Here is an 11031-nt window from a genome sequence, read left to right as displayed (position 1 = left end):
ACGACTCATTCAAACACTAACATCATTAAAAGAAACCCGGCCTTACATTTATGATGTAAAGCCGGGTAAACTCCTCTTAAAACACTGATTATCAATGCTAACCGCGGAGAGACAGGGATTCGAACCCCGGGTGCCTCGCAGCACAACGGTTTTCAAGACCGCCGCAATCGACCACTCTGCCACCTCTCCAAAACTTCCTTTTCAAGAAGTACTTCTCTTTTAAGCGGTGCAAAGGTACAAATCATTTTTAATTCTGCAAACATACTTCCTGTTTTTTCACGAATTAATTGTATTTTTGCATCCATGATATACCCACAGAACTTTGAACAGAAGATAGGTTTCGACCAAATACGTCAACTGCTGAAAGAAAAATGTCTCAGCACGCTTGGCGAAGAACGAGTGACAGACATGGCGTTCTCCGACCGCTTTAGTGAAGTGGAAGAGCATCTGGACCAGGTTTTTGAATTTGTACGCATACTCCGGGAGGAAGATAATTTTCCGGCACAATATTTTTTTGATGTACGCCCGTCCCTGAAGCGGATACGCGTGGAGGGAATGTACTTGGATGAACAGGAACTTTTCGACCTTCGCCGGTCATTGGAGACAATACGCGATATTGTACGTTTTCTGCAGAAGAGCGAAGGGGAGGAAGAAGAAACAGCATCCCCCTACCCTTGTCTGAAACGGCTGGCAGGAGACATAACTGTGTTCCCACAACTCATCGGAAAAATAAACGGTATCCTCTCTCCGTATGGAAAAATAAAAGACAACGCATCCGCAGAGCTGGCGCGTATCCGCCGCGAACTGGTAAGTACAATGGGGAGCATCTCTCGCTCACTAAACAACATTTTGCGCAACGCACAATCGGAAGGAATTGTAGACAAGGATGTTGCGCCCACAATGCGCGACGGACGACTGGTTATTCCGGTAGTGCCTGCCCTGAAACGGAAAATAAAAGGAATTGTACATGATGAATCCGCCAGCGGTAAAACCGTATTTATCGAACCCGCGGAAGTGGTGGAAGCCAATAATCGCATCCGGGAACTGGAAGGAGACGAACGACGGGAAATTATCCGCATCTTAGTGGAGTTCTCCAACCTGCTGCGCCCCTCTATCCCCGACATCCTACTGTCATACGAATTTCTTGCCGAGATAGACTTCATACGTGCCAAAGCATTATTTTCCGAACAAATCACCGGATTGAAACCTGCTTTTGAAAACAAACAGGTTTTAGACTGGACAATGGCGGTTCATCCGTTGCTGCAACTCTCTCTTGCCAAACATGGAAAGAAAGTAGTGCCGCTGGATATAGAGTTGAGCGAAAAGCAACGTATCCTCATCATCTCCGGACCGAATGCCGGCGGCAAATCCGTCTGTCTGAAAACCGTCGGACTGCTGCAATACATGTTACAGTGCGGCTTGCTAATCCCGATGCACGAACGCAGCCATGCCGGTATATTCAGCAATATATTCATTGACATCGGCGACGAACAATCCATTGAAGACGACCTGAGCACCTACTCCTCGCACCTGACCAATATGAAGATAATGATGAAGAACTGCAATGAACGCAGCCTTATCCTCATTGACGAGTTCGGCGGTGGTACCGAACCTCAAATTGGCGGGGCAATAGCCGAAGCAGTATTGAAACGCTTCAACCAAAAGCAGACGTTCGGCGTTATTACTACACACTATCAGAATCTGAAACATTTTGCCGAAGACCACGAAGGGGTAGTGAATGGCGCCATGCTATACGACCGCCACCTGATGCAGGCTTTGTTCCAACTTCAGATAGGTAATCCGGGCAGCTCATTTGCCGTAGAGATTGCCCGCAAAATCGGGTTACCCGAAGATGTAATCGCCGACGCTTCGGAGATTGTCGGCAGCGAATACATCAATGCCGACAAATATCTGCAAGACATTGTGCGCGACAAGCGATATTGGGAAGGCAAACGCCAGACCATCCGCCAACGCGAAAAGCATATGGAAGAAACCATTACCCGCTACCAGACGGAGATAGAAGATCTGCAGAAATCCCGCAAAGAAATTTTGCGGAAAGCCAAAGAAGAAGCAGAGCAACTGATACAGGAAGCCAATGCCCGTATCGAAAATACCATTCGCACCATTAAAGAGGCGCAAGCCGAAAAGGAAAAGACCCGTCAGGCACGTCAGGAACTGGCCGATTTCCGCCAATCAATGGAGGCTCTTGCCGCAAAAGAGCAGGAAGAGAAGATTGCCCGCAAAATAGAAAAGCTGAAAGAAAAGCAAAACCGGAAAAAGGAAAAGAAAGCCAACAAAGGTCAGGAAAACATGCTCTCTGCCCAAGCATCGGCAGAACAGCAGGCACGAAAAGAGGCCGAACGATTGGCTGCAATCGTACCCGGCAGCAATGTCAGGATAAAAGGACAGACCTCGGTGGGTGAAGTAATGGAGGTAAACGGCAAGAATGCCACTGTCGCTTTCGGCAGTATCAAGACCACCGTCAAGCTGGACAGGCTGGAGCGTACAAACGCACAGCCCAAGCAAGCGGATGTTTCTGCCAAAAGCACTTACATCAGTTCGCAAACCCAAGACAGTATGTACGAAAAGAAGCTGAACTTCAAGCAAGACATAGACGTACGCGGCATGCGTGGTGATGAAGCCTTACAGGCGGTCACCTATTTCATAGATGATGCCATTTTGGTGGGAATGTCCCGCGTGCGCATCCTTCATGGGACAGGTACGGGTATCTTGCGTACACTTATCCGCCAATATCTGCAGACAGTACCGGGCATAAGCCATTTCGCCGACGAACATATACAGTTCGGCGGAGCAGGAATTACGGTTGTAGACCTAAGTTGAACGAGAACCAAGAACGAAAAATAAAAATCTAAAAATAAAGATACTAATAATCCAATAACCCAATAATCATTCACCAAAATGAAGTCAATCAAAGAACTCTATCGCATTGGTACAGGTCCTTCAAGCAGCCATACAATGGGACCTCGCAAAGCTGCCGAAATATTTTTGGAAAGGCATCCGGAAGCTGCGACATTCAAAGTGACATTATACGGAAGTCTGGCTGCAACCGGCAAAGGGCACATGACCAACATTGCCATCACCGAAGTGCTGCAGCCTGTAGCCCCGGTAGAGATTATTTGGGAACCTAAGATTTTCCTCCCTTTCCACCCCAACGGAATGAAATTCATCGCAGTGGATAAAGAAGGGAAGGAAACAGATCAATGGACTGTATTCAGCATCGGCGGAGGAGCTTTGGCAGAGGAAAACGACGGAGCATCCTCGGTCAACACTCCCGATGTGTACTCCATGAGCAGCATGACAGAGATTCTGCAATGGTGCGAGCGTACAGGAAAGAGTTATTGGGAATACGTTAAGGAATGTGAGGACAGCGATATATGGGATTACCTGCAAGAAGTGTGGAAAACCATGCAGGACGCCGTAAAACGGGGATTGGAACAGGAGGGCGTATTGCCCGGCCCGCTGAACCTGCGCCGCAAAGCCTCAACCTATTATATACGTGCCAGCGGCTACAAACAGTCCCTGCAATCCCGCGGACTGGTATTTGCCTATGCTTTGGCAGTGAGTGAAGAAAATGCTTCGGGTGGTGTCATTGTTACCGCTCCCACTTGTGGTTCATGCGGTGTGATGCCCGCAGTACTTTATCATCTGGCAAAAAGTCGTGAATTCAGCGATACGCGTATTCTGCGTGCTCTCGCCACAGCCGGATTGGTAGGAAACATAGTAAAGACCAACGCTTCCATTTCGGGCGCGGAAGTAGGATGTCAGGGAGAGGTGGGCGTAGCTTGCGCTATGGCCTCAGCAGCAGCCAACCAGTTATTCGGCGGCAGTCCCGCACAAATAGAATATGCAGCGGAAATGGGTTTGGAGCATCATCTGGGAATGACCTGCGATCCTGTATGCGGACTGGTACAGATTCCATGCATAGAACGAAACGCCTATGCCGCCGCGCGTGCCCTTGACGCCAACCTCTACTCCTCTTTCACCGACGGCATGCACCGCGTGTCCTTCGACAAAGTGGTGGAGGTCATGAAAGAAACCGGAAATGATCTTCCGTCACTCTACAAAGAGACAAGCGAAGGAGGACTGGCAAAGGATTATAAGCCTATGTGATTATTGAATTGACCAATCCTAAATAACCGCACAGTTTTCAGACAAAAAGGAAGTGTCCCCGCAAATGAGCTGCACCCCGAAAGTTAGACACAAAACTTTTGGGGTGCAGTTCACTTTTTTTAACTTACAGCCTGTAAGTATTCAATGAAATATCATTCAATAAACTTGAGATTATTACTTTTCAAAGCTTACTTACTGGCCAGTGTGTGTCATCCTTATCGCCACTGACATCGCGTTTATCCAATACATTACCGTCCTGATCGTAGAACAGCTGATATTCCTGATTCCCATTCTCCACTTCGATAACATACTGTACAGGTTGCTCCGGATACTCAAGCATATCAATATCCTCCAGTTTCCATGCAGCATATTCCCCGCCCTTGAAAGCGGTTTGCACCGCAGCAGGTAATCCCTCCCAGGAAGTATCCACTTCTGTTAGTTTCCATGTGGCCTGAGTGTCGTACCACACATCCATTTCGCTACCATTCATCCAACAGTCGGCTACAAAATAACTGCCTTTCCGTTCCCACTCAATGCCCGTAGCAGCTGGATATTTATCCTTGAGAGCCTTCGACACTGCATCGGGAACGGTTATATTGTCATTTTTATCATCATCATCACACGCGCTGAAAGCCATTGCAGCAATGAACATCATCGCCAACATTTGAAATTTTATCTTCATACTATATCATTAATTTTAAGTTATACATCCGATATTGCAATCAATCGTCCATACTGACAAACTGTCCTTTTTTGTTGAATTTCAAAGAGTAGTCATTGGCCAGCTCCACTTCCACTCCGCTACGTCCGCGTTCAATCTTCGTAATAATCTCCTGTGGGAAATTCATTTTCACATATTCTTTTACAGATGCCGGAATCAGCGCTGCAGGTACGGCTGCTTTCTTGCAGTCTACGTCAGTCCAGTTGCCGTTGCTGTCAAAGTCAATCTCCGTACGGTCGGTCAACAGCACCTCATAGCTTTTTGATCCCAATATTCCGGTCTCGATCTTGATATGCGATATTTGCGGTTTGGTGAAATACTGGTTGATGAAATTACGGGCAGTCAAAGGCAGCTGCTTGGCATCGCGTGTAATCACATCACCGGCAAATGCCATTTGAACGGTTGCAAGAACCAACACAAGAATAGACAATACTTTCTTCATAATCGTTATTTTTTAATGTTACTAAGTTTGTTTGTATCATTCACACTACAAATAACGACAGGGAAACTGGAAAGATTTGGGAATAATCAGCGTTAACGGTTATTTTTATTTTCTTTAACAAGCAAGAAGCAATGCATACCTTCCTGCCACTCGTAAGTAAGCCTCAATGAAGAAATCCGGGCAATGGAACGGACTATGGCAAGCCCCAGTCCAGTGGAATCCTTCTTTCCGTCAATGCTATGATAAAAACGGCGGAACAGTTTTTCACCGTCCAACGGTGCACCGCCCGTATTCTTGATCATTAACGACACCGGAGTGGTGAGTATCCGCAGCTCTCCCCCATCCTCGTTGTGAAGCAAAGCGTTCTTCACCAGATTGGAGACAAGAATCTGTGCCAGCGAATGGTTGCAACGAATCACCAAGGGCTGCTCTCCTTTCTCGCGCACCAAGCGCACTTGCTTATGCTCGTATATATCCATTAAATCAGGCAGAAGATTGTCCAGAATTTCATCCACCGACACATCTTCCAGTTCCGTATATTGCCCATTCTCTATACGGGAAAGCAGCAACAAGGACTTGTTCAGCTTCACAGCGCGTCCCAGCGTGGAATAAATCTCGTCCAGTTCCTTCATCTGCTGTTCGGACAGGTTATCGCTTTCTGCCAACAGTTCCACTTTGCCACGTACAATGGCCAGCGGTGTCTGCAACTCATGCGAAGCATTTTCAATGAATTCTTTCTGCTCCTCATAAGCCTTGTAGCTACGGTTACCCATATCCACCGCTGCTTCACTCAACTGGCGGAACTCGCGTATCTTCGTAGGATTCTCCAATGCCGGAACCTCCTTGCCGGGCTGGATACAATGCAGCCAGTCCAGCAGTTTATGCAATGGGCGGAACACTCCTTTCAGTATTAACTGAATACCGACGGATGTACATACCAGAAGAAGCAGGAACAAAGCCCCCAAGTACCAAAGCATCGCCTCTACCATATCGTCCCGTTCCAAGATAGAAATCATCAGCGTGAGTTCGTAGAACTGTCCGTCGGGCATGCGGAAAGCCGTACGCATCACACGTACCGGTTCGTCCTCATCCTCCAGTTCGATATAGACGGTGGAATCATAGAAAACCTCCTGATAATGCCGCCCTTCCTTCTCGGAGATAGGAAGAAATTTATAAAAAGACATCAACGAACCTTCCGTTTCAAGAATAGAAGGATCATGGAGCGCATGTTCTATCAGTATTCCGGCATAATTCTCCAGCGTGTCGTCCGTCTCGTCCACCACCTCGTCGATGATGGCATAATAAAACAGTACGCCCCACACTGCCATCAAGACGAACAGCAATAAAGAGATTTTGCGATATGTATAATATACCAGTTTCATAATTCGGACAGTTTATATCCAAAGCCATAGACAGCTTTCAGTTCAACGGAAGCATCCGCCTGCTTCAACTTCTTACGCAGGTTCTTCACTTGCGAGTAAATAAAATCCAGCGAATCGGCCTGATCGATATTATCTCCCCACACCGACTCTGCAAGACTCATTTTATTGATAACCCGGTTCACATTCACCACAAAATAATACAGTAAGTCGAACTCCTTGCGGTTGAGTTGCAGAGGAACACCGCCTACTTCCGCCTGCCGTTTGTCAGGATAGAGCAGCAGATTACCTACGGTGACCGTCACATCGCCTTGCGCCTGACGGCGGCGGATCAAAGACTTTATACGGGCATTCAGTTCTGCCAAATGGAAAGGTTTCGTCAGGTAGTCGTCGGCGCCGAGCTCCAGACCGTCCACCTTATCATCCAGCGAATCTTTGGCAGAAATAATGAGCACGCTGTCCGTACGGTGCAGGCGCTTCAACTCGCGCAACAAATCCAGTCCACTTCCACCGGGCAGCATAATGTCCAGCAGAACACAGTCGTAGTCGTAATCGTTTATCTTATCCAATGCCGAAAAATAATCGGCGGCCGTTTCTACGACAAACTTCTCTTTCAGGAGCGAAGTGCGAATCGTTTCCCGCAATTCCTGCTCATCTTCTACAATCAGGATTTTCATGTCCGCAAATAAAGTTCACAATTCTGGAATCATTCTGGAATCGGTCGGACCGTCAATTGGAGCCGTTCTCTTCTTCGTACACATCTTCCAGCAACTCCTCCTTCGCCATGGAGATTTTGCCATCGGCGGAAACGGTCAGTCTGAGAGGCACGTAGAGGTCGGTCTGCGGATAGCAGATACTGGCAGCGTAGATGATGCCCTGCGGAGTAGTCTTGTCATAGACCAACCCTTCCAGAATGGCATATTTCATAAATTTGGCATCAACCAGCGAAGCAAAACTTTCTTTCGTAAACACCTTGTCCACAACCTGCCTGCCACCACAAGTGATACGCAGGGTAATGCTGTTGTCAACAAACCTCTCTCCTTGTTCGTTTTTCACAACAGGCAGGCTTTCGTCCGGACGGCGGACAACTGAAGAACGGTATTCCTTGCCTCTATATGTAATAGTCGTTTTTGTATCGGAAACCTGCATGCGCTGGGGCGCTGTTACCACCGTACTGTCACGCATCAAGATCTGCACATCTTCTCCGTTTCTATTCCGAGACGTACAGGAGATGACCGACAACACCACTACGCAAGCCACTATATAAACCACTGTTCTCATTGCTTCTTTTTTCTTTAATTGACAAGGGCAAAGGAACAAAAAGAGTGGGAGAAATACAAATGAAAGCTGCTAAAAACAATAAGACCTTGCTCATACATGCAGATGAGCAAGGTCTTTTTCAGAGACTAATACCAATACATATGTACACCAAGAAACATTATAAAAAAAATAAGAAGAATTTTCTCATGACTATAAGCTTGATGTAATTAAGGCATTTTAAACATTTCAGAAGCTGCAAGCAAAAATGCTCCCACCCCATATACATCTGTAGAATCAAAACCGGCCCGGGTAGGTGCATTACCAACAGGCTGAATATAGCCAACCTTACCGTCCTTATGTACGTAAGAACAGAGAGCCTTCCATGCCCGTATTATCGGTTCCTTATAAGTTTTGGCATCTAAAATACCATTACGCACTCCCCAAGCCAAGCCATAACAAACAAAAGCAGAGGCGCTATTTTCCGGTTGAGGATAAGTGCCAGCATCAAGCAAACTGGCATGCCAAGATCCCTGCGCATCTTGCGTTTGTAGTATGCGGGCAGCCATTTCCTTGTATAAACGAATATAATAGTCACGCTTTAAATATTCTTCAGGAAGATTCTCCAATATTAAAGGGAAAGCGGCTAGCACCCATCCATTACCACGTGCCCAAAATTGTTTAGCACCATTAGGCTCACGCAAGACCCTCTTTGAACAGTCACGATAATATAAATGTTCGTTTCTATCATACAGAGAATCTGTACACTCCTCAAACTCTTTTTGCATAAATGTAACATATTTAGGATCCTTCGTCATTTTAGAAAGCGCTGCATATACAGGAGGAGCCATAAAAAGTGCATCAGCCCATGACCAACGCTCTAACTTACCACGCTCATCAGTTTTCATTAATGGAGCTTGTGACGGATATTTTATAACAGAATCTGCCCGAGCAATGGTTGGTTTTAATATTTCATTATTTCCATATCTACGTGCCAATTCTATATAGGTCTGTGATACACATATATCGTCTGGATGATGCAGTCTGTAATATGGCCGCCAGTCATGCTTTTCACCCTGCTGTTTCAGAAAGTCAAAATAAGTCTCATTATCAGTAACAGAGGCCCACGCCGCTAATCCTCTATACCAAGCAGCATTTGTCCAATCTAAATCAGGATGAACAACCTCCGGCTGATGTACAATCTGCCAGTTGGCAACCTTATCGGCAATAGTTTTTATAAATGATTTATCAGTGACTTGTTCCGGTTTAAGCCTAACCACCAATGACTGATTCACATTAGGCATCAGATTTACCTTATAACCAATAATGGTAATATTAGGATTAGGTTCATCATAATCAGTATCCGGAGTTGCAGGAACAGCAAAAGGTAAAACATCCTTTGGCAATTCAACAAATAAAGTTTTATCTTCCTTACGGAGTATAAATCCACCTGCAACTTGTTCTACATTAGCAGGAGTTAGCATTCGCCATGTTAATTGAGATGATTGAGAACCGTTTTTAATTCTGTCCTCAATCACAACTTCCAACTCTCCATTCAACACAACATGCCTTTCCGCCTTATCAACCTTATTATACAAAGCTGTCAAATCAAATATTGCTTCCTTACGTTCCGGAGTATCGCTACAACTAATCAACTCTTCCCGACCTTCAGTATTAAACATTTCATCATTAATACTAAAAACATTATGGGCGAAATTATTGTATCGAAACACTTTCCAGCGCTGTCCATTGGCTCTGTTATCCCAAAGAGCAATGCCTTTTGACTCCAACGAATTATACTCTTGCGGCCCTAAATCAACAGCCCATCTCACCCCTTGAGCATCCATCACAAATGAACCTGCATCCAAATGCGTATGAGTGTTAGCAGAAGCTTTACCGCCTTTAATACCGACATAAATAGCATCTTCTTTCCATGAGCTTCTCATCAGGCAAACAGGAGCTTCATTTTTAGCTGCGAACATGTCCACTTTTGGTTTAGGCAAATTAGCCAAGTTTATGTCTTTTCCCAACACAAAAATAGAAGGTAGCATCCTACGATATTGCTCATAATCATAATTAGGGATCTCCAGCAACAATTTGCACTCATTCCTTAACAATGCAGGATTCTTGGTTTTCCGCGCAAACCAAAATAAAGAAGTATTCAACCGCATCCTACTACCAGAATCACCAAAATTAAACGGTAAGCAAGAAGGACCTACCATATGTAATATATACTCTCCTCCTTTGATAAATCCAGGAATCGCAGAAAGTCCAAAGTCATTACCATATAAAGTTTCCAATGCAGCAAGCAACATTACATTATAAGTTGTCCCGTAATGCCAATAACCATATCCTTCAGGATAAGCCCCATCAGGTCCATAACTGCTCATAGGTTTACGTATCTCTTCTATGGAACGTTCCATTATTTTCCGACACAATTTTTCATCTGTCTCCATTAATGCTATTGCACCATAGGCCATTGCCGTATTACATACTTGACTCCAATTATTTGTCTTATCCAAAAAGCCATTGTAACGTTTATCCATGGAAGGTTTCAAACCCTTATCTAGAATTGCTTTTCGTATCTTTGCCCTGTTCTTGGGGCTCAGAACTTCATATAGCCAGTCATAACCAATAGACAAAGCCATAGTCATTTCCGCTACATCCAAAAAATGTTCAGGGTTCCAATTATCATATCCGGCCATGTACAACATTTCTTTTTCAGCCCGTTCAGCATACTTCAATTCACCGGTAGTACGATAGGCATAAGACAACATAAATATCCGGTAAAGAGCTTCACGCGAGGTATTTAACATTCTACGTCCTATTTTTATTTTCTCTAAAGGAGCAATAGGAAGCAACCGTTCACAAGCCTGTAAAGTACGCTCTTGAAACAAACTCCATATAGAATCACCTTGAATAAATTGCACTAATGACCTTTCATTCTCCTGCAATAACAAAAGCCGGGGATGCTGTGGCATTTTTTTATCCGGTAACACAAAGTTACCAGCGAACAATGTACCAGCACATACGGCAAATAACACATATATTATTATTCTTTTCATATATAGCATTAAAAAAATAAAGTCATGGACTATACA

General features: G+C 45.1%; 8 protein-coding genes and 1 tRNA gene. 2 read left to right on the top strand and 7 right to left on the bottom strand.

What is annotated here, in order from left to right:
- Nucleotides 1-104: 104 nt before the first annotated feature.
- Nucleotides 105-189, bottom strand: a tRNA-Ser gene (locus tag NQ546_RS08745).
- A 114-nt stretch (nt 190-303) separates the two neighbouring features.
- On the opposite strand from NQ546_RS08745, the gene NQ546_RS08740 reads away from it, so the two are divergent.
- Both NQ546_RS08740 and NQ546_RS08735 read left to right on the top strand, forming a co-directional pair.
- A complete protein-coding gene (locus tag NQ546_RS08740; protein ID WP_004289753.1) occupies nt 304-2841 on the top strand; it encodes an endonuclease MutS2 in 2538 nt (845 codons plus the stop codon).
- Between the two features lie 78 nt (nt 2842-2919).
- On the top strand, nt 2920-4131 hold the full coding sequence (locus NQ546_RS08735) for an L-serine ammonia-lyase (protein ID WP_004294157.1): 1212 nt from the start codon (nt 2920-2922) through the stop codon (nt 4129-4131).
- 181 nt (nt 4132-4312) lie between these two features.
- Here the strand turns inward: NQ546_RS08735 and NQ546_RS08730 are convergent, their stop codons facing one another.
- The 6 genes from NQ546_RS08730 to NQ546_RS08705 form a co-directional block, all read right to left on the bottom strand.
- Complete coding sequence (locus tag NQ546_RS08730; RefSeq protein ID WP_004289751.1) at nt 4313-4813, bottom strand: PepSY-like domain-containing protein; 501 nt, start codon at nt 4811-4813, stop codon at nt 4313-4315.
- 40 nt (nt 4814-4853) lie between these two features.
- Entirely contained in the window at nt 4854-5294 is a 441-nt protein-coding gene (locus tag NQ546_RS08725; RefSeq protein WP_004289750.1) for a PepSY-like domain-containing protein, read from the bottom strand.
- A 92-nt stretch (nt 5295-5386) separates the two neighbouring features.
- Entirely contained in the window at nt 5387-6676 is a 1290-nt protein-coding gene (locus tag NQ546_RS08720) for a sensor histidine kinase (RefSeq protein ID WP_004289749.1), read from the bottom strand.
- Entirely contained in the window at nt 6673-7350 is a 678-nt protein-coding gene (locus NQ546_RS08715) for a response regulator transcription factor (RefSeq protein ID WP_004289748.1), read from the bottom strand. Before NQ546_RS08715 ends, NQ546_RS08720 begins: the two co-directional genes overlap by 4 nt.
- Nucleotides 7351-7402: 52 nt before the next feature.
- A complete protein-coding gene (locus tag NQ546_RS08710; protein ID WP_004289747.1) occupies nt 7403-7954 on the bottom strand; it encodes a DUF4738 domain-containing protein in 552 nt (183 codons plus the stop codon).
- A gap of 206 nt (nt 7955-8160) precedes the next feature.
- Nucleotides 8161-10995, bottom strand: a complete 2835-nt coding sequence (locus NQ546_RS08705) for a glycoside hydrolase family 88 protein (RefSeq protein WP_239463450.1) — start codon at nt 10993-10995, stop codon at nt 8161-8163.
- Nucleotides 10996-11031: the final 36 nt, after the last annotated feature.

The sequence above is a fragment of the Bacteroides eggerthii genome (assembly GCF_025146565.1).
Classification (GTDB): Bacteria; Bacteroidota; Bacteroidia; order Bacteroidales; family Bacteroidaceae; genus Bacteroides; species Bacteroides eggerthii.
Note: the sequence above shows the minus strand (reverse complement) of the source record. Positions and strands in the feature narration are given on the sequence as shown.

Excerpts from the sequence above, each read along its gene's own strand:
- NQ546_RS08710 (WP_004289747.1), bottom strand. The coding sequence starts at position 7,954 with ATGAGAACAGTGGTTTATATAGTGGCTTGCGTAGTGGTGTTGTCGGTC.
- NQ546_RS08715 (WP_004289748.1), bottom strand. The coding sequence starts at position 7,350 with ATGAAAATCCTGATTGTAGAAGATGAGCAGGAATTGCGGGAAACGATT.
- NQ546_RS08730 (WP_004289751.1), bottom strand. The coding sequence starts at position 4,813 with ATGAAGATAAAATTTCAAATGTTGGCGATGATGTTCATTGCTGCAATG.
- NQ546_RS08725 (WP_004289750.1), bottom strand. The coding sequence starts at position 5,294 with ATGAAGAAAGTATTGTCTATTCTTGTGTTGGTTCTTGCAACCGTTCAA.
- NQ546_RS08705 (WP_239463450.1), bottom strand. The coding sequence starts at position 10,995 with ATGAAAAGAATAATAATATATGTGTTATTTGCCGTATGTGCTGGTACA.
- NQ546_RS08740 (WP_004289753.1), top strand. The coding sequence starts at position 304 with ATGATATACCCACAGAACTTTGAACAGAAGATAGGTTTCGACCAAATA.
- NQ546_RS08720 (WP_004289749.1), bottom strand. The coding sequence starts at position 6,676 with ATGAAACTGGTATATTATACATATCGCAAAATCTCTTTATTGCTGTTC.
- NQ546_RS08735 (WP_004294157.1), top strand. The coding sequence starts at position 2,920 with ATGAAGTCAATCAAAGAACTCTATCGCATTGGTACAGGTCCTTCAAGC.